17 protein-coding genes are annotated in these 19,153 nt (G+C 64.2%); 6 read left to right on the forward strand and 11 right to left on the reverse strand.

Annotated elements, in window-relative coordinates; translation table 11 throughout:
• Position 1: 1 nt before the first annotated feature.
• A complete protein-coding gene (locus IOC82_RS10410; protein WP_290546117.1) occupies positions 2 to 1,348 on the forward strand; it encodes a FliI/YscN family ATPase in 1,347 nt (448 codons plus the stop codon).
• On the opposite strand, the gene IOC82_RS10415 is transcribed toward IOC82_RS10410, so the two are convergent.
• Positions 1,334 to 2,029, reverse strand: coding sequence for a response regulator transcription factor (locus IOC82_RS10415; protein WP_290546118.1), 696 nt, complete (start codon positions 2,027 to 2,029; stop codon positions 1,334 to 1,336). The two genes, IOC82_RS10410 and IOC82_RS10415, sit on opposite strands and share 15 nt — an antisense overlap.
• A gap of 357 nt (positions 2,030 to 2,386) precedes the next feature.
• Between IOC82_RS10415 and IOC82_RS10420 the strand changes: the two genes are divergently transcribed.
• Entirely contained in the window at positions 2,387 to 2,800 is a 414-nt protein-coding gene (locus tag IOC82_RS10420) for a MerR family transcriptional regulator (protein WP_290546119.1), read from the forward strand.
• 103 nt (positions 2,801 to 2,903) lie between these two features.
• Here IOC82_RS10420 and rhaI read toward each other — a convergent pair whose 3' ends face one another.
• The 6 genes from rhaI to IOC82_RS10450 form a co-directional block, all read right to left on the reverse strand.
• A complete protein-coding gene (gene rhaI, locus IOC82_RS10425) occupies positions 2,904 to 4,196 on the reverse strand; it encodes an L-rhamnose catabolism isomerase (protein WP_290546120.1) in 1,293 nt (430 codons plus the stop codon).
• A gap of 4 nt (positions 4,197 to 4,200) precedes the next feature.
• Positions 4,201 to 6,270, reverse strand: a complete 2,070-nt coding sequence (locus IOC82_RS10430; protein ID WP_290546121.1) for a bifunctional rhamnulose-1-phosphate aldolase/short-chain dehydrogenase — start codon at positions 6,268 to 6,270, stop codon at positions 4,201 to 4,203.
• Between the two features lie 64 nt (positions 6,271 to 6,334).
• Positions 6,335 to 7,441: a substrate-binding domain-containing protein gene (locus tag IOC82_RS10435; RefSeq protein WP_290546122.1), complete on the reverse strand. Its 1,107-nt coding sequence runs from the start codon at positions 7,439 to 7,441 to the stop codon at positions 6,335 to 6,337.
• A gap of 63 nt (positions 7,442 to 7,504) precedes the next feature.
• The gene (locus IOC82_RS10440) at positions 7,505 to 8,449 is read right to left on the reverse strand and encodes an ABC transporter permease (protein WP_290546123.1); all 945 of its coding nucleotides are present in this window, start codon (positions 8,447 to 8,449) and stop codon (positions 7,505 to 7,507) included.
• Complete coding sequence (locus IOC82_RS10445) at positions 8,446 to 9,420, reverse strand: ABC transporter permease (protein ID WP_290546124.1); 975 nt, start codon at positions 9,418 to 9,420, stop codon at positions 8,446 to 8,448. The genes IOC82_RS10440 and IOC82_RS10445 overlap by 4 nt, the downstream gene beginning before the upstream one ends.
• Positions 9,417 to 10,964 (reverse strand): sugar ABC transporter ATP-binding protein, encoded by a 1,548-nt coding sequence (locus IOC82_RS10450; protein ID WP_290546125.1) that lies wholly within the window; start codon positions 10,962 to 10,964, stop codon positions 9,417 to 9,419. The genes IOC82_RS10445 and IOC82_RS10450 overlap by 4 nt, the downstream gene beginning before the upstream one ends.
• A 199-nt stretch (positions 10,965 to 11,163) precedes the next feature.
• On the opposite strand from IOC82_RS10450, the gene IOC82_RS10455 reads away from it, so the two are divergent.
• The gene (locus tag IOC82_RS10455) at positions 11,164 to 11,946 is read left to right on the forward strand and encodes a DeoR/GlpR family DNA-binding transcription regulator (RefSeq protein WP_290546126.1); all 783 of its coding nucleotides are present in this window, start codon (positions 11,164 to 11,166) and stop codon (positions 11,944 to 11,946) included.
• A gap of 55 nt (positions 11,947 to 12,001) precedes the next feature.
• Positions 12,002 to 13,996: a hypothetical protein gene (locus tag IOC82_RS10460; protein WP_290546127.1), complete on the forward strand. Its 1,995-nt coding sequence runs from the start codon at positions 12,002 to 12,004 to the stop codon at positions 13,994 to 13,996.
• Here the strand turns inward: IOC82_RS10460 and IOC82_RS10465 are convergent.
• Genes IOC82_RS10465 through IOC82_RS10480 form a run of 4 tightly spaced genes read right to left on the reverse strand, consistent with a single transcriptional unit; the run spans position 13,981 to position 17,798 of the window.
• Positions 13,981 to 14,454, reverse strand: coding sequence for a DUF3833 family protein (locus tag IOC82_RS10465; RefSeq protein ID WP_290546128.1), 474 nt, complete (start codon positions 14,452 to 14,454; stop codon positions 13,981 to 13,983). The two genes, IOC82_RS10460 and IOC82_RS10465, sit on opposite strands and share 16 nt — an antisense overlap.
• A gap of 31 nt (positions 14,455 to 14,485) precedes the next feature.
• A complete protein-coding gene (locus tag IOC82_RS10470; RefSeq protein WP_290546129.1) occupies positions 14,486 to 15,682 on the reverse strand; it encodes a cyclopropane-fatty-acyl-phospholipid synthase family protein in 1,197 nt (398 codons plus the stop codon).
• Positions 15,679 to 16,452 carry a DUF1365 domain-containing protein gene (locus tag IOC82_RS10475; protein ID WP_290546130.1) on the reverse strand — a complete coding sequence of 258 codons (774 nt, stop codon included), beginning with the start codon at positions 16,450 to 16,452 and terminating at the stop codon, positions 15,679 to 15,681. Before IOC82_RS10475 ends, IOC82_RS10470 begins: the two co-directional genes overlap by 4 nt.
• Entirely contained in the window at positions 16,452 to 17,798 is a 1,347-nt protein-coding gene (locus IOC82_RS10480; RefSeq protein ID WP_290546131.1) for an FAD-dependent oxidoreductase, read from the reverse strand. The genes IOC82_RS10475 and IOC82_RS10480 overlap by 1 nt, the downstream gene beginning before the upstream one ends.
• Positions 17,799 to 17,904: 106 nt before the next feature.
• Here IOC82_RS10480 and IOC82_RS10485 point away from each other — a divergent pair, with 106 nt between their 5' ends.
• Positions 17,905 to 18,504 carry a sigma-70 family RNA polymerase sigma factor gene (locus IOC82_RS10485; protein ID WP_290546132.1) on the forward strand — a complete coding sequence of 200 codons (600 nt, stop codon included), beginning with the start codon at positions 17,905 to 17,907 and terminating at the stop codon, positions 18,502 to 18,504.
• Positions 18,501 to 19,151 carry a ChrR family anti-sigma-E factor gene (locus IOC82_RS10490; RefSeq protein WP_290546133.1) on the forward strand — a complete coding sequence of 217 codons (651 nt, stop codon included), beginning with the start codon at positions 18,501 to 18,503 and terminating at the stop codon, positions 19,149 to 19,151. Before IOC82_RS10485 ends, IOC82_RS10490 begins: the two co-directional genes overlap by 4 nt.
• The last annotated feature ends 2 nt before the right edge of the window (positions 19,152 to 19,153 follow it).

Here is a 19,153-nt window from a genome sequence, read left to right on the forward strand (position 1 = left end):
CATGACTGCCACAGGTCCTCAGCTTCCGCTGCAGGCGCTTGCGCGGCGCGTCCGCGCTGCCGCGCAGGACTTGCCCTTTGCGCGGCCGGTGGGCGATGTGCGCGCCCTGGGACCTTCGGCCGTCGATGTTGGCGGGCTGTCGCGCAGCCTGCAGCTCGCCTCGCTTGTGGAGATAGGGACGGCGCGTGGCGCGGTGCTGGCGGAGGTGATCCGCCTCGACCATGACGTGGCGCAGTGCAAGCCCTATGACCAGCGCGCCCCCGTGGCGCTCAGCGATCCCGTGCATCCCCGCGGCGAACTTCTCTATTATCCGCATCGAAGCTGGCGCGGCCGCATCATCGATGCGCTGGCACGGCCCGCCGATGGCGGGGAAGCCTTGGTGCGGGGCGAGCGCGCCGTGCGGCTGGCATCCGCACCTCCCGCGGCCATGTCGCGCCAGATCGTGTCGAAGGGGTTCAGCACTGGGGTGCGGGTGCTCGATGCCTTCACGCCCCTCTGCCTCGGCCAGCGGCTCGGCGTCTTCGCGGGATCGGGTGTCGGCAAGTCCACCTTGCTGTCGATGATCGCGCGGGCCTCCGCCTTCGACAGCGTGATCGTGTCGCTGGTGGGCGAGCGCGGCCGCGAGGTGAGAGAATTCGTCGAGCACACGCTGGGTGCGGCAGCGCAGACGGCGGTTACGATCCTCGCCACCGGTGACGAGAGTGCTATGATGCGCCGCCTTGCCCCGCAGCTGGCGACCGCACTTGCCGAACACTTCCGCGACCTCGGGCAGAATGTGCTCCTGATCATGGACTCGGTCACGCGCTATGCTCATGCCTGCCGCGAGGTGGCGCTGGCGGCGGGAGAGCCCCCGGTAGCCCGGGGATATCCGCCATCCGTCTTCAGCGATCTCCCGCAGCTTCTCGAACGCGCCGGCCCTGGCGTTGAGGGTCAGGGCACCATCACCGGCATCTATGCGGTGCTCGTCGATGGCGACGATCACAATGACCCAGTGGCCGACACGGTGCGCGGCACGCTCGACGGGCATATCGTGCTGGATCGTGCCATTGCCGAGCAGGGCCGCTATCCGGCGGTCAATCTGCTGTCGTCGCTGTCGCGGCTTGCGCAGCGGGTGTGGACCGCCGACCAGGCCAGGGTGGTGCAGGAACTGAAGCGCCTCGCCGCCCGCTTCGAGGACACACGCGACCTGCGGGCCATGGGCGGCCATGTGCCGGGGGCCGATGCGGAACTCGACCGCGCGGTGGAACTCGTCCCGAAGCTTTACAGGGTGCTGAGCCAGCTGGCCGCGGACCCGCCATCGGCCGATCCGTTCCGCGACATCGCGGTTGCCCTGTCAGGCGGCCTCTGAGGCGGCCTGCTCGCGGCTCAGCAGCTGATAGCCAAGATAGCGCTTGGTGTCGATCGGGTCGTAGCCCAGCATGCTGCGCAGCTTCTTACGCAGCTTGCTGATGTGGCTTTCCACCACGCTCTCCTCCACCTCTTCGTCGAACAGGCCGTAGACCGCATTGAAAATCTGGTTGCGGCTCACGCGCCGGTTCCGGTTGGCGGCGAGGTACTCGAGGATGCGCCGCTCGCGCCGTGGCAGCACCAGGGTGCGCCCGGCCACCTCCGGGTCGCGCCCGTCGTTGAACACGCGCAGGTCGCCAAGGTCGGTGGCCTTGCTTGCGGGCGTGTTGCGGCGCCGGATGGCGCTGATGCGGGCAATGATCTCGCGGGCATGCACGGGCTTGCGCACCACGTCATCTGCCCCGGCGGCGAAGAGCTTGAGCGTCGATTCGAGGCCCGTCGAATCATTGAGCGCAATCGCCGGCGCCTCGGACCGAGTCTTGATCGCCCGGGTCAACATCTCGCGCTGCAGGAAATCGCCAAGGATGAAGGCTTCGACGGCGGCGAGGTCGGGGCCACTGGTGGAGTGAAACCAGTTGGCGAAATCCGTGGGGGTGAAGCTCGCGGCGGAAACACCCTCCCGGCCGAAGCTGCTGCGATAGGCGTCTGTCACCTCGGTGCGGTCGTCCACGAGAATGATCATGGTGGCAATCTGCTTTCCCTGTTGGCGAGCCCGGCGAAAGGACTCACGCGGTTGACAGTGCCAGTTTCGAGAATAGCCCGTTAACATTTAGTTAAAATATATTAATATCATGCATTTACACTTCCAAGATGGAAGTATTTATGGCTCAAATACCGTGAATTGGAATCGTATTTCCATTTAATATATCTAATTCTACTTGGTGTATTTCAAGGCTTCAAGTAAAGAAAAGGAGGACGTTTATCTTGTGTACACATGGCAAAGGTGTGAATTAGCCATCATACACTCTTGACGCGAGATTCTTTGGGTGTTTAAAGTTGCACATTGGTGAATTCTTCAACTTTCAGGAGATTAGAGGCCATGGACAATCAGATCGACGACGGCACGGCGATGTCATCAGGAGGCAGTTTTCTCCCCCAGGATGGATTTCTGTTCATTGGGGAATTGGCCAAGCTCACCGGCACGGATCCCAAGACGATCCGCTTCTATGAGCGGGTTGAACTCATCTCGCCGCCCCGCCATGGCCGCTTCCGCACCTATCTGGCAAGCGATGTGCGCCGGCTGAAGAATATCCTCACGCTCCGCCGCCTGGGCGTGCCGATCGCTCAGATCCGCGAGATCCTGGACATGCTCACGCCGGAGGAAGACGTGCTGTCGAGCGAGAAGGCCGTACGCCACCTCAAGCAGCATCTCGATCTGCTCAAGAACCGCCAGGACGAACTGAAACTGCAGATCGAAAAGACCCACAGTGCTCTCGAAAGTCTCGTTGCCTAAAGCATCGCGTGAGCGAGTGGAATCGCTTGAGGTGCAAGAAATGCTCCAGATTCAGGAGCAACTCTCCGCCCTCAGGTACAAACGCACTTGAGGACCCGCTGCGCTAGACGATGCCGGCGGACGTGCCCTCGAACGGTGGCCGCTCCTTCGTCTTCTCCGCGCGATAACCGCTCGACCGGTAGAGGCCGAGCGGGTCGATGGCGCCGCCCTTGCGCCGGCGCGCTTCGGCGAGGATGGGCGACACGTCGGTGATGAAGGCCTGCTTGAGAATGCGGTGGCCCAGCATCACGTCGCTCCCGTTCTGAGCCGCTTCCAGCAGTTCGCGGTCGACCAGCGAGGCCTGAACGAAGGCACGCTGGATTTCAATGGCCGAAGCCATCAGGCTTTCGATCGGGTCCGTCACGTTATGCGACTGGTCGATCATGTAGGCAGGTGAAAAGCCTTCCGCCTGGCGCATCTCCGCGTCGACGAGCTCATTGAACACCAGGAAGAGCCGGAATGGATCGACCGAACCCGAATCGAGGTCGTCATCGCCGTACTTCGAATCATTGAAGTGGAAGCCCGCGAGCTTCCGTGCGCGAATCAGCCGCGCCACGATCTGCTCGATGTTGGTGTTGGGCGCGTGGTGCCCGAGATCGACCAGGCAGCGTGCCTTCGGCCCCAGTTCGAGGGCGGCCATGAAACTCGAGCCCCAGTCGGAAATCACCGTCGCGTAGAAGGCAGGCTCATAAAGCTTGTGTTCAAGGAAGACGAGCCAGTCCTTCGGCAGCGCGTCATAAATGATTCGCAGCGACGCCATGTACCGGTCGAAGGCGGCATTGAGGTTGGACTGGCCAGGGAAGTTCGAGCCGTCGGCGATCCATACCGTAAGTGCCGTCGATCCGAGCTGCCTGCCGATCTCGATGCATTCGAGATTGTGCTCCACAGCTTGCTTGCGCGTCGCGCCGTCCGCATGAGTGAGCGAACCGAATTTATAGGACAGCCTCTGGCCGCGCTGATCTTGGAAAGTGTTCGAATTGACCGCATCGAAACCCAGCTCGTGACTCGCCGCCTCCTGCCGCAGCCCATTATAGTCGTTCACCTTGTCCCATGGAAAATGCGGTGACACATTGGGGGTCACGCGCGTCAGCTGGTTGATGACCCCGCAGTCCTCCAGCTTGTCGTGGATGTTCCGGGGCTCGCCGGGGCCTGGAAACCGGGCGAACCGCGTTCCTCCAGTGCCCACTCCCCAGGTGGGAACGGCGACGGCATAGGCCATGGCGCGCTCCGTCATCGCCTCAATCGAGATGCCACGCCGCGCCAACTGGCGTCCGAGGGCGTCATAGTCCTCTGCAAGCGCTGGCGTGTGACGGGCATTCTCGGTGGCAATGAAATCGGCCAGGATCGCAAAGCTCATCGAATCACCTTGTGAAGGATGCCGCATTCCCGGCATCGACGTTCAGGAAATTACCGGTGGACTTGTTGGACAGGTCGGAGGCGAAGAAGTAGACGCCCTCCGCGATGTCCTCGGGGTAGACGGACCGCTGCAGCAGCGAGCGCTTGCGGTAATGCTCCTCAAGCTCGTCCTCCGAAATCCTGAGCGAGGCCGCGCGCTGCTCGCGCCACGGCCCCTGCCAGATCTTGGAGCCGCGCAACACGGCATCAGGGTTCACGACGTTGACGCGAATGCCATGCGGTGCACCCTCCAGAGCCATGCAGCGGGCAAGATGGAGCTCCCCGGCCTTCACGGCACAGTAGGCGGATGCGCCGGGCGATGCTGCTACGGCATTCTTGGAACAGATGAACACCATTGAGCCACCGAGGTTCTGCCGCTTCAGCAGGCGATAGCCCTCCCGGCCGACGAGGAAGTAGCCAGCTCCCATCACCGCCTGGTTCTTGTTCCAGAGATCGAGGGTCGTGTCCTCCACCAGTGCCGCGATGGTGATGCCGGCATTGTTCACCACAATATCGACGCCGCCGAAGGCCAGCGCTGTCTCGTCCATGGCCTTTACCACGGCCTCTTCGGAAGTCACATCCATCCTCACGCCGCGGACATTGTCCTTGCCATACGTCTTGGCGAAGCCGCCCGTCACCTCGTCGAGAGAAGCCTGGTCGATGTCGGCCAGCACCACGCAGGCGCCTTCCGCCAGCATCTTGGCGGCAATGGCGGAGCCGATGCCGCCGGCGCCACCGGTGATGAAGGCCACGCGGCCGGCGAGCCTCTTCGGCTTCGGCATGCGGGCGAGCTTCGCCTCCTCCAGCAGCCAGTACTCGATGTTGAAGGCCTCCTGCTCGGGCAGGCCTTTGTAGGCCGAGACTCCGGAGGCGCCGCGCATCACGTTGATGGCATTGACATAAAACTCCGCCGCAATCCGCGCCGTCGCCTTGTCCTTGGCGAAGGACAGCATGCCGGCGCGCGGCACCAGGTAGATCACCGCATTGGGGTCGCGGATCGCCGGCGAGTTGGCGTGCTTGCACCGTTCGTAATAAGCCGCGTAGCCGGCGCGGTAGCCCCCGATCAGCCTGTCGAGCGCCGCGCCATCCGCATCGTGCGGAACGATCAGCGGCCGGATCTTGGTGCGGAGGAAATGGTCGGGGCAGGAGGTGCCGAGCGGGGCGAGCGTCTCCAGCATGTTTGAGTTCACGAACTCCAGCACTTCCGGAGAATCGACGAAATGACCGATCTTGCGCTCATGCTTCGAGATGCGGCCGCGAATCTCCGGCAGCAGGCGCAGCGCCACGGCGCGGCGATCGGCCTCCGGCAGGGCTTCGACCCTTGCACCCTTGAAGGCGGGCTTCGCCGTGTTACGGTCGAGCCAGACGGCAGCCTTGTTGATGATGCGCAGCGTGGTGTCATAGCACTCCTTCGCCGTGTGCCCCCAGGTGAACAGGCCGTGGCTGCCGAGCACGACACCAACATACTGCGGGTTCTTGCTTGCCATCTCGCCCAGCTTGATCCCTAAGTCGATGCCGGGGCGCTGCCAGGGCAGGTAGCCCATCTCATCGCCGAAGATCTCCTTCGTCAGCCTTTCGGAGTCTTCGGAGGCCGCGATGGCGATGATCGCGTCGGAATGGACGTGATCGACGTGCAGGTAGGGCACATAGCCGTGCAGGCAGGTATCGATCGAGGGGGCGCGCGGGTTGAGGTCGAAGGTGCAGTGATTGAGGGCGTGCACCATCGCGTCTTCCTGTTCGAGGCTCTTGTAAAGGCCCTTCAGGCTCTCGAGCTTGTTCATGTAGAGGGTGGCGAAGCCGTCGAGCTTCATCGAGCCGATGTCGCCGCCGGAACCCTTGACCCACAGCACGGTTGTGGCCTCGCCGGTCAGCGGGTCCTTGGCCGCGATCTTAGCGGATGTGTTGCCGCCGCCGAAATTGGTGATGCGCAAATCCGCGCCCAGGAGGTTGGAGCGATAGAGGAGGAGGCCCGGCTCGTCCAGACTGGCGGCCTTGGCATCATCCCACAGCGACGGGACGGTGGCGGAATTGCTCATGTGACTCTCACTTGTCAAAGGAGGTAGAACGCGCCGGGGCGAACCCGGCGCGCTCAGGGTGGGATTAGAAGTCGAACTGGCCGATGTTTTCCTTGGTGAAGGTGTAGGGCGAGCCGAGCAGGATCTCCGAGCCGTTGATGACCTGGAGATCGCCGAGCTTTCCGGCCTTCACCGAGGTGGCGCCTGGCTGCAGCGTGCCGTCAGCCACCGCGCGCAGAACCTGCATCGCGGCGTAGCCGAGATCGACGGGGTTCCACAGCACCACGGACTTCACGCAGTCCTTTTCGACATAGGGCTTCATGGCGTTCGGCGTGGCGAGGCCGACGACCGCGATCTTGCCGCACTTCCCCGCCTGGGTCACGGCTTCCGCCGAGGCAGGCGTTGCCACCGAGGTCATGCCGAAGATGCCCTTCAGGTCGTCGCCATATTTGTTGATGAGGGTGGTGGCCTGGTTGAAGGACAGGTTGTTGTCTTCCTGGGCTTCCACCGTCTCGAGCCACTTCATCTTTGGGTGGCACTGCGCGGCATAGGCCGCCATCTCGGCGATCCAGCGCGCCTGGTTGGGCGTGGTGAAGGTCGAGGTAACGATGGCGACACCCGCATCCTCGCCCGCTTCCTTGGCCATGTTGTCCACCAGCGACTTGGCGATGCCGTTGAACTGCGCCTGGTTCACGAACCACTGGCGTGCGTCCGGCGTCGAGTTGGCGTCATAGCCCACCACGTTGATGCCCTTCTCCAGCGCCTTCTTCAGCACCGGCGCGATGGCCACGGGGTCATTGGCGGCGAACAGGATCCCATCGACGCCGGAGGTGATGTAGTTGTCGATGAAGGTGATCTGCTCGTCGATGTTGGCCTTGGTCGGGCCGTCGGTCTTGGCATCGACATTGCCGAGTTCGGCGGCGGCGCCGGCGATGCCCTTGGAGGTGGCGTTGAAGTAGCCGATGCCGATCAGCTTCGGCACGTCGACCACGGTGATCTTCTTGCCCTTGCGGTCCGGCGGGTTGGTGGGAACGCCGCCGTCATAGGGTTTGGCAACCGCCGCCGCCGGCGTGCCGTCGCAGGCGAGCGGGCTGGTCGGCAAATCGTCGCCGCCCGTCCAGGCGGAAGCGGCAAGGGCTGAGCCGCTCATCAGGCCGAGGCCGACGATGGCGGCGAGCGTCAGTTTCTTCATGTTGTTTCTCCCATGTTCGTCTCCTCGCTCACAGGCGGTTGAGCCGGAGACAGCCTCCCTTGGTCAGCCGCCTCTGTTCCTGTCGAACAGCGCGCCCACCAGGATCGCGCCGATCAAAACCAATCCGATGACGACGATGGTGCCGTCACCTTTGACGCCCGAGAGCGCCAGTCCGTTCTTCAGTGCCTGGATCAGGATCAATCCCAGCGCCGTGCCGATGATGGTGCCGCGCCCGCCGAAGATCGAGGTGCCGCCGAGCACGACGGCGGTGATCGCGTCGAGCTCCAGCCCGGTACCCATGTCGGAGCGCGTGGTGGTGACGCGCGACACGAAAATAACCGCCGCGAGTGCCGCGCAAAAGCCGGACGCCGTGTAAATCCACAGCTTCGCCGCATTGACGCGGATGCCGGAGAAGCGCGCGGCCACCTCATTGGCGCCAGTCGCGTAGGTGGCGCGGCCGAAGGGGGTCAGCCCCAGGATAACGGCGGCGATCGCCGTGGCGATTCCCAGCACCCAGAGCTGGAACGGAACGCCCAGCACCTCGCCCTGGCCGAAAAAGAAGAACCACTCGGGGTAGCCCCGCACGGAGCGTGCCTCGCTGATGCCTTCCGCGAGGCCGCGGTAGAGGGCGAGGGTTGCCAGCGTGGCGATCAAGGGCGGCACGCTGAAGCGGGTGATGATCAGGCCGTTCACAAAGCCCGCGAAAGTGCCGCAGACCATGGCGAGGAGGATGGCGGCGGGCAGCGGCAGCCCGAGGTTCTTCCAGAATACGCCGAGCAGGATGGCGGTGAGGCCGAGGATGGAGCCGACCGAGAGGTCGATACCGCCCGTGACGATGACAAAGGTCATGGCAAGTGAGATGAGACCCACCTCCGCCATCAGGCGGCCCTGGTTCAGCAGGTTTTCGGCGGTGAAGAACTTGTCAGATAGCGAGGCCAGCACGATCATCGCGATCACGGTCAGTGCTGCGAGGATGGTCTCGTGCCGGAAGAGTTTGGCCGCCGTCATTTGTCCCTCCGGCGGCGGACCATGTCGGCAAGCACGGTGGCAAGGATCATCAAGCCCAGCACGGCACGGAGCCAGTAGGCCGAGACGTTGAGGAAGATCAGCGCCGAGCCGATGCAGGCGAAGAGGATGGCCGCGAGCGTGGAACCGATCACCGTTCCCGTGCCGCCGAGGATCGAGACGCCGCCGATCACCGAGGCGGTGATGATGGTGAGTTCCAGATTGGGCGGCACGGTGGACTGAATCACCTGCAGTTGCGTGGCAAAGAGAATGCCGGCGATGCCAGCGAAGAGTCCGTGCAGCGCGAAGACCCCGATCACGGTGCGCTCCGGATTGATGCCTGCCGCGCGCGCCGCCTCCATGTTGCCGCCCACCGCATAGATCGAACGCCCGAAGTCGGTATAGCGCAGGAAGAGTGCGGCGATGATCGTCAGCGCCACCATGAACCATACGGCGGAGGGAATCCCGAAGGGCCGCATCTGAGCGATCATGAATTCGGCCGGCATGTTGGTGATCCACTCACCCTGCGTGGCGCTGATGAGGCCGCCTTTCAGGATTGACAGCATGCCGAGCGTCACCACGATCGAGGGGATTCGCGTATAGGCCACCAGCGTGCCTACGGCGGCATTCACCGCGATGGCGAAGATGATGGGCACGCTCCAAGCCATCCAGATCGGATAGCCCTTCACCGCCAGCGTGCCGGCGATGGTGGCGATGACGCCGATGAGGGCGCCCACCGAAACGTCGATGTGGCCTGCCATGATGATCATCGACATGCCGATGGCGGCGATGGCGATATAGGCGTTGCCCGCAAAGATCGAATTGATGTTGGTGTCCGAGAGGAAGCGCGGATTGACCGCGCCCACCACGGCAAAGAGCGCCGCGATGGACAGCAGCACCACGATCTCCTGGCCATAGCCCGAGAGAAAGCGCTGCAGATTGGAGCGCCCGGGGGAGAAGGCGGCGCCGCTCATGCGGCCTGTTCCCTGGTGTAGCTCCGCGTCATCACCGTGCCCACCGCCTCGGCCGTGGCGTGTTCCTTGTCGAATTGGCCGACGATGCGGCCGCCATTCATCACCAGCACGCGGTCGCTCATGCCCAGCACTTCGGGGAGTTCGCTGGAAATCATCAGGATGGCCATGCCCTCGCCGGCGAGCTTTCGCATCAGCTGGTGGATTTCCGCCTTGGCGCCAACGTCGATGCCGCGGGTGGGCTCGTCCATGATCAGGATGCGCGGGTTGGTGGCGAGCCATTTCGCCAGCACCACCTTCTGCTGGTTGCCGCCGGAAAGCTGGCGCACCGGCTGCTCAGGACCCCGCGCCCTGATGCCGAAGCGGGCAATGGCGCCGCGCGCCTCCGCCGCCACCTTCGCGGCATCGACGAAAAGCCCCCGCGTCAGCCGCCTGAGGTTGGCGAGCGCGATATTGTCCTCAATGGTCTGTGGGCGGATCAATCCCTGGTGCGCGCGGTCCTCCGGCACATAGGCGATGCCCAGGTCGCGCGCCTGCCCGGGCGAGGCGATGATGGCGGGCTTGCCGTCGATGAGGATCTGGCCGGCGGTGGCCGGCGTGACGCCGAAGATGGTCAGCGCCGTCTCGGTGCGGCCCGAACCGACGAGACCGGCGAGGCCGAGGATTTCGCCGCGGTGGAGCTTGAAGGAAATATCCTGCACCACGCTGCGGTGGGCGACACCGGCGAGTTCGAGGATCGTGTCCCCGTCCTTCCCCTGTTTCGCCGGATAGAGACGGTCGATGGAGCGGCCGACCATCATGGAGACCAGCGTGGGCTCGTCGACCTCCGGGACGGGCTTGGCGCCGGCGAGATTGCCGTCGCGCAGCACCGTGACCCGGTCGGCCAGCGCGAAGATCTCCGGCATGCGGTGGCTGACATAGACGATGGCCACGCCGCGCTTGCGCAATCTGCGCACGATGCTCATCAGGCGCTGTACGTCTTGCTCGGCCAGCGCCGCGGTGGGTTCGTCCATAATCAGCACGCGCGCATCCTGCGCAAGCGCCCGCGCAATCTCGATCCTCTGGCGGTTGCCGACCGAGAGGTGGACGACCTTCTGGTCGATGTCGAGGTCGCCGCTGTCGAGTTCCTCGAGCAGCTGGCGGGCGCGGCGGCGCATGGCGGTCCAGTCGATGGTGCCAAGTGCGGTCTTGGGCGTCTGGCCGAGGAAAATGTTCTCGGCGACGGTCAATTCGGGGAAGAGCAGCAGCTCCTGGTGGACCGTGGCGATGCCGGCGGCATGAGCCTCCTTCGGCGAGGCGAAACGGACCGCGTTGCCATTGACCAGGATCTCGCCTGCGTCAGGCTGGTAGAGGCCGGCCATGATCTTGATAAGCGTGGATTTGCCGGCGCCATTCTCGCCCATCAGGGCATGCACCTCGCCCGGGCGCATGTCGAAGCTGACGCTGTTCACCACCGTGATGCCGGCGAAGGATTTGGAGATGCCGCGCAACTCGATCGGAAGCGCGGCCCCAACTGCCGCAGCGGCACCAATCTCATCGGCTCGCATGCGTTCGCTCCCATTCCACAAGCCGCCGGCCGTGATTCAGTTTGTCCACGGGTCTCGAAGGGGCAGTTTACAGTGCCCCAGCGGTGAGCGATAATAGACATCCGTGAGCAAGAAGCGTCAAGTGAGTTAGTTTATGAGCTTCGAGTGATTTTTGCATTGCACAAATGAGCAAAGTCGCTCACACGGGCTGGAATCGCGGATGACTGAAGCCGAGCGCCACAAGCTGATGCTGGACCTGCTGAGGGACCGGCCTTTCGCCTCGGTGCGCGACCTGCAGGCGGTGGTCGACGCCTCCCCCGCCACGATCCGCCGCGACATCGCCAAACTCCATGCGGCCGGCGCGGTGAGGAAAGTTTTTGGCGGCATTGCCGCCGCCGAGGCGGGCAGCCTCGAGGGGGTCACGGCCCGGCCCTTCACCGAGAACCAGATGCTGGGAGTGGCCGCCAAGAAAGCCATAGCGAGGGAGGCGGCGGCGCTGGTGCAGGATGGCGACGCGCTGATCATCCATGGCGGGTCAACCTGCTATCTCTTCGCGCTGCTGCTGGCCAACCGGAACGTAAGAATATATACCAATTCGATGCCGCTCGCCGCCACGTTGTGGCAGAACGGCACCTGCCACCTGACGCTGGCCGGCGGCGAACTCTACCGCGAACCGGGCATCGTCCATTCGCCGCAGGCCGGGCCGCCGGATTTCTATGCGTCGAAATTCTTCCTTGGCGCGCAGGCCATAGCGCCGGCGGGAATGCAGGAATCCCATCCTCTGGTGGTGAGGGAAACCGCGCTTTTGCTCGATCGGGCGGATGAAGTGATCGTGCTGGCCGACAGCCGAAAATTCGGCATGCGCGCCCGGAACCCCATGATGCCGCTGTCCCGCATCGGAACGCTCATCACCGACGACAGCCTCACCGACGCAAATCACAAAATGCTCATGGACGCCGGCATCCGGGTGATCATCGCCCGCGCCAACCCCGATTTTTCATGATTTTTCATGAATCCTTGCCCTAACTTGGCCGGTTTTCTGGTGTAAGAAACTAGTCATGTACCGGCTGTTTCTCATGATTGCATTCCTGCTCTCCGCCGCCGCCTTTCCGGCCGGGGCGCAGACCCTGTCCACCAGCCAGTTCAAGATCGAATGGCAGGTCAGCAACCGGTTCCGGCTGTTCCAAGACCCGGGTTTCTTCAAGCTCCATGAAAGTGCCTGGCGCCAGTATCTGCTCCACATAGACCAGCGGGGCATGGCTTCGGATGAGCGCGATTCCCTCGTCGCCCGCACCTCCGTCATCGGCTCCGAGCACGTGCTCAATGACCGCTTCATCGCCTTCAGCAGCATCCTGCGCCAGAACTTCGACTGGCGCGGCTGGGCCGCCAAGGGCCAGAACGCGCTGTGCTACGATGCGAAGAAGCGAAAGCACTCCGCCTGTGGTGGAATAGATGCCTATATTGCGCCGCAATCGCATGCGATCGAGATGTGGCTGTCCGGCCCGGCCGTGCCCGCCACCGCGGCCTGCCAATGGCGGATCGGCGGGCAGCTTGTCGCCCAGGCCTCCTGTGCCGACCGGGTGAGCGGTCCCGGTGTCGAGCTCCCCTATCCGGGCGGCTCGGAAATATCGGTGAATGTGGTGGGCGAAGCCCCCATCATCACCGAGGCCCGTGTCAGGGACCTGCTGATCGCCGGGCTGGGCGACAGTTTCGCCTCGGGCGAGGGCAATCCCAACCTGCCTGTCGCCTTCAGCGACACCCGCCGCCTTCGGAATTTCTATCCCCTCCGCCGCCAGAACGACGCCGGCGGCAATGCGCAATGGACGGATGAACTCTGCCATCGCTCGCTCTACGGCCAGCAGCTGCGCGCCGCGCTGCAGATTGCAGTCGAGAACCCGCAGGCCTCCGTCACCTTCCTCGATTACACCTGCTCCGGGGCCAGCATCGCCGAAGGCATCCTCGGGCCGCAAAGCTATGTCGAGCGCGTGGCCAGCACCGAGCGTTCGGCGCAGCTGGCGGCCCCCCAGATCGCGGGCGGCGCCAAGGATTCGCAGCTTTACCGCCTCATCAAGGAATTGTGCCGCGCCACGCCGGAGGTGAAGCGCGGGCTGCCCACCTGCCCGGGCAATGATTTCCGCCGCCCGCTCGACTTCGTGTTTCTGTCGGTCGGCGGCAATGACATCGGCTTCTCCAACGTCGTCGCGTGGGCTTCACTGCGCGACTCCGCCTCTTCCGCCATTGCCTCCTTCTTCGGCGCCACGGTCGACGCCGAGGAGTTCGCCACGCGCATGCGCGACGTCCTGCCGGACGCCTATGCGCAGCTCGCCGCGGCGCTGGAGCGGACGGTGCCGGTCGTCTCCGCCGGTGATGGCGTGTTCGACCCGTCGCGCGTCATCCTCACCGCCTACCCGGACCTTGTCACCAACGAGGCAGGCGAGATCTGCGACGCTTCGCCGGAGGATGGCGGCGGCGAAGACGAGGACCGCTATGCCGCCAATCAGTCGCTTGACATGTTCTCGTCCTGGCTCACTGCGCGTCCTGACCGCCTCGCCAAAGTACGCGCGCAATTCGCGTCGCTCTACAAAAGGATGCGCGACCTGGCGGGCGACCATGGCTGGACCTTCGCGGGCCGCATTTACGCCGACAAGATGTTCGACGGTCATGGCTTCTGCGCCCAGAATGTCAAACGCATCGCCGACCCGGCGGAGCAGCTGATGATCCCGTGCTACGGTTCCGCCACGCGTGACACGCAAACCTGCCAGACCAGCTTCCTGGGCAAGGAGGGCAGCTGGCGGCCCTACGACCCGTCGGCACAGAACTTTCCTTACGCGCTGCGCCAGCGCTGGGTGCGCAGCTTCAACGACGCCTACATGGTGGTCAATCAGAAGGTGCGAGACCGCTTTGGCAACATCGACGAAAAGGCGTCCGCCGCGGTGTTCTCGGAAACCGTTGGCGCCCTCCACCCCTCGGCCGAAGGCCATGCCGCAATGGCCGACAGCCTGATGCTGACGCTGCGGCCGATTGTCTACGGCATGCTCTATGGCGAGCGTTGACCGTCCTTGCGGAACTGGATGAGGATTTGACCAAGACGTACGCCCCACTTGCTCATGGTGGAGCGGTTGAGCACCAGGCCAGGCCCCGACGGGTAGAACGCGTCATCGAAGCGCATGGCAATGATCCGATTGCCGATCTTGAGCTTCAGCTCGGACGACATATAGGCCGCACCTTCGGCAAAGCAGCCCCGCGCGTCCGACGCCGAATCTTCGGCGCGGCCGGAAAATGTGCCGTCTGAGCCGCGGGTGAGCACCCAAGTGCGCTCCTGCCGCTCGCCATCCGCGAAAACGAACCGCTCGTGAAGGCGCAGCGCATCGCCTTGCGCCGTGCCGGTCAAGTCCACCGTGAAGCGGCGGCGGACGCGGCCCTTACGGTCTTCGACCACCCCGATGGCGTGGCTTCGGCCCTCCAGCCAGGAGAGCAGGTCGAACGGAGCGGTGTCGTTGCGCTTAAGCATGTCTGCCTTACGGCGCGCCGATGCAAGCCGATCACCCTGCCCGCCGGAAACGGTAGATGCCGACGTCGATCGACCCCTCACGGAAGCCCGCCTCGCAATATGAAAGGTAATAGCACCAGCGCCGGCGGAACTTCTCATCGAAACCCAGCCTTGCGATGGTGGGCCACGCGGCCTCGAAACGTTCGCGCCACAGCATCAGCGTGCGGGCATAATCCTGCCCGAAAAGTTTAAAGGTCTCGAAGCTCAGCCCGGCGCGCCGGGCCTGCTCGGCAAGGATGCGCTTTGCCGGCAGCATGCCGCCTGGAAAGATGAAGCGCTGAATGAAGTCGGCCTTGCGGCGATAACCGTCGAACAGGGTCTCGTCGATGGTGATGGCCTGCACAGCAGCCGCGGCGCCCGGCTTCAGCCGGTCATGCAGAACCTTGAAATAGGTCGGCCAGTTCGCCTCGCCCACGGCCTCGATCATTTCTATCGAGACTATTGCGTCGAATTGCTCCGGCGTGTCGCGGTAATCCTGAAAGCGAATCTCGGCGCGATCGCCCAGCCGCGCGCGGGCATATTCCCATTGCTCGCGCGAGATGGTGAGGCCAGTGACACGGTGTCCGCGATCGGCCGCCACCTCGGCAAAGCCACCCCAGCCGCAACCGATCTCCAGAATGTCCGAGCGGCCCTCGAGGCCAAGCGCATCGATCACCAGCCGGTACTTGGCGGCCTGGCTGTGCTCCAGCGTCTCCGCTCCGGCGCCGAAAAAGCCCGAGGAGTAGCTCATCGTCGGGTCGAGCCAGAGCTTGTAGAAGCCGTTGCCGAGATCATAGTGGGCACTGATGTTGCGGCGGGCGCCGGCGCGCGTGTTATGGCGCAGCAGATGGAACAGGCGGTCGCTCAGGCTCTTGAAGAAAACGGACCTGCCTGCGCGGTTCAGCGCGTCGCGGTTCTTCAGGTAGAAGCGCAGCACGGCGGTGATGTCGGTGCTGTCGACGTCGCCCAGCATGACGCTTTCGGCAAAGCCCACGGCGCCGCGCCGCATGGCGGAAAACACCGGCCGGAAGTTGCGCAGTGTGAGGTCGCAGTGAATGCCAGGCTTCTGGAAGCCGATGCGGTGCTGGCGGCCCGAGGGCAGAGTCAGCGTCATGCCGCCTGTGAGGTCACGCGGCATCATGCGCCGGCCGGCGGCGGCAATGACCTGTCCGATCAGGCTCTCGCGGGCATGCAGTGTCTCGGTGGTCATGGCTGGGAACGGACCTCGGGAAGGTAATCGACGGTGTGGTTCGGACCGGTGGGGCGCCGGTTGAGCTTGAGGCCCTTCCACCAAAGTTTCAAGGCATGAAGGTGAATGGCTCCCGTCACCTTCAATGTCAGGAGCGGAATGCCGAGGAAGGAGCGGAGCAGATTGCCATCCGTCAAAGGCTTCCTGGTGCCGCTGACATAGGCCTTGAGCACCGGCTTGCCATCGACGCTGAGCGCCACGCCCAGCGCCAGCTTCTCTTCCGGGGCGGTGAAGTTGAAGGTATAGTGCCCCTCCACGGCGTTGAAGGGCGAGACGAAGAAATGTTTGGGCGCTGTCTGAGCCAGCCCGTCACCCACCGTCAGCACATAGGAATGCCGCCCGCCGAAGGTGTTGTTCACTTCATAAATCATCAGCCGCAGCCGGTCTTCGCCATCGAGACCAAAATAGACGGTGACCGGGTTGAACACATAGCCGAGCACGCTCGGATAACAGAACATGAAGACGCGGCGCACGTCAACTCCGCCTTCCGCCGCGCGCACCAGCGCCCATGCATGATCGCGCACCGGCGTTCCGTCACCCGGGCCATGGTTGCGATCCATGATCGAGAAGAGATTGAGGCGATTGTAGCTGAAAAGCCTGAGGCGGCGCGGCAGGGCGTCCAGCTCGTCGACGTCAGCCAGCAGGTTGAAGACCCGGTAACGCAGTTCGTGGCGCAGCGGGTTCAGCCGCCGGTGCACCACTTCGCCGTGGTAGAGGCAGCTTTCGGCCATCACTCGGCAGGCACCTGAATGACCGGCGACTGCGGGTCCTGGGGCCCAAGATGAATGCGGCCGGATTCGTTGGCGACCGACCATGGGCGCTTCAGGCAGCCGAGGCGCTCCGCCACCGCGAGGCCCGCCTGGATGCCGTCCTCGTGGAAGCCCGAGCCCATATAGGCGCCGCAGAACCACGTGTGCTGCGCGCCCTGGATCGTCCACATGTCGCGCTGGGCGGCCATGGCTGCCGGATCGAAGACCGGATGCGCATAGTCAAACTCGCCAAGCACCCTGGAAACATCGGGCTCGGTGAGCGGATTGAGGCTGACGAAGACCGGCACGCCGACGGAGAGCGGCTGCAGCTTGTTCATCCAGTAGGTGACGGAACTCGCGGCGCCGCCATGCGGAGGCAGGCCCGAGAGGTAGTTCCAGCTGGCCCACAGGCGGCGGTGCTTCGGCATCAGCCGCTGGTCACGGTGCAGAACCGCGCGGTTCCGCGAGTAGCGGAAGCAGGACAGCAGGCGGCGTTCTTCCGGCGAGGCGTCAGACAGCATGGCGAGGGCCTGGTCGGCGTGGCAGGCCAGCACCACGTCGTCGAAGGCTTGCTCCTGGCCGTTGACGGCCCGCAGCGTCACGCCATTGGGGCCTCGGCGGATGGCGGCGATGGGGGTGCGCAGCCTCGTCTCGAAAGCGCCATCGCGGATAACGCGTGAGACATATTCGCGCGAGCCGCCCTTGACAGTGCGCCACTGCGGCCGGTTCTTGATCCTGAGCAGCCCGTGATTTTCGAAGAAGCGGATGAAGGCTCGTGCCGGATAATCGCGCATGTCGCCAGGCGCCGCAGACCAGATGGCGCCCGCCATGGGCAGCAGATGCCGGTCGCGGAAATAATCGGAATAGCCCTCGGACTTAAGGAACGCGCCGAGCGTCACGTCATCCGAAAGGGTCGAGAGCCGGTCGAGTGCCGTTTTGAAGAAGCGCGGAATGTCGCGCATCAGCTGCCAGTGGCCAGGGTTCAGCAGGTTCTTCGGCTGGCCGACGAGCTGGGACAGGCCGGAACCTGCATATTCATAGGCGCCGCCGCCCATGGACACGGCAAAACTCATGTTCGAGGGAACTGTCGGCACCTTCAGCTGGGCGAACAGCGCGGTCAGGTTGGGGTAGGCCGGCGGATTGTAGACGATGAAGCCGGTGTCAACCGAAATGTCGACGCCATCGACCTCGCAGTCCACCGTGTTGGAATGGCCGCCCGGCCGGGCATCGGCCTCGATCAGGGTGACGCGGTGGGTGCGCGACAGAAGCCAGGCCGCCGACAGGCCTGAAATTCCGGATCCGACGACGGCAATATGGCGGGTTTTCACGTGCGGCCTATATTTTGGTACGCTGTGTTACGCCCCGTCCAGAGGCACGGATCAGGTGATCCGCCCCTAGCACGAAAGCGTAGCGCTCGGAAACAGGGGACATGCTATGTATGCCGTGATGGAACTGGCAGACAGGCGTAAAGACGAGGAGAAACAGCGGCTTGAAACGCTGTTCCGCTCGCTGATAACGAGGGTGGCGCAGAATCGCGACCGGCAGGCATTCGCCCAGCTGTTCGATCATTTCGCGCCCCGCCTCAAAAGCTTCATGATGCGCAAGAATACCTCCGCCGAACTGGCCGAGGACCTGGTGCAGGAAGCGATGATTGCGGTGTGGACCAAGGCGGCTCTCTATGAACCGACAAAGGGGTCGGTGACGACCTGGGTCTTCACCATCGCCCGGAACCTGCGCATCGACAGGGTCCGGCGCGACGTGCACATGCCGACGACGGAACTCGGCGATTATGACGAGCCGTCGGAGGCGCCCGAAGGCGAGGAGCTGCTGGGCCGCAAGCAGGAGGACGGGCTGGTCGCCCGGGCCCTGCAGGCGATCCCGGAGGAGCAGCGGCAAATCCTTGTGCTGTCTTTTGTTGAAGAGCTGCCGCAGAGCGAGATCGCATCCAAGCTTGCGATCCCTCTCGGAACCGTGAAATCGCGCATGCGCCTTGCCTATGGGCACCTGCGCCGCATTCTGGAGACTGGACTTTGATCCCGAACCATCATCTCGACGACAGCACGTTGCTTGCCTATGCGGCGGGCACGCTTGGCGAGGCCTTTTCGGTGGTGGCAGCCGCGCATGTCGGCGTCTGCCCGGTCTGCCGCGGCGCAGTACGCGCGGCCGAGGCGCTGGGCGGCGAGTTTCTGGAAAGCGCCGGGAACCTGGCCGTGTCCGACGACTGCCGCAACCGCACCTTCGCCGCCTTGGAACAGGCCGGGCTGTACCGCCTGCCGGTTGCCGCGCCGCGTCCGGCGCTGCCGCGCGCCCTGGCCAGCCTGCTGCCCGTGTCCAGCCTCGACGAGCTGGGCTGGAAGAGGAAAGCCCCCGGTGTGGCGATCTACGATGTGAAGCTCGGATCCTCCGCCCAGGGGCAGTTGCGCCTGTTGCGCATCGGCGCCGGGCGCGCCATGCCGGAGCATGGCCATGGCGGCGAGGAGATCACCATGGTGCTGAACGGCGCTTATGTGGACCATATGGGACGCTTCGCCGCCGGTGATGTCGCTGACCTTGACGAGGAGATCGAGCATCGCCCGGTGGTGGAACAGGACGGCGACTGCATTTGCCTGGTCGCCACCGAAAGCCCCACCCGCTTCAAGTCCTTCGCCGCGCGCCTGCTGCAGCCCTTCGTGGGTATCTGAGG

The organism is Aestuariivirga sp. (assembly GCF_020252395.1).
In the GTDB taxonomy this organism is placed as follows: domain Bacteria; phylum Pseudomonadota; class Alphaproteobacteria; order Rhizobiales; family Aestuariivirgaceae; genus Aestuariivirga.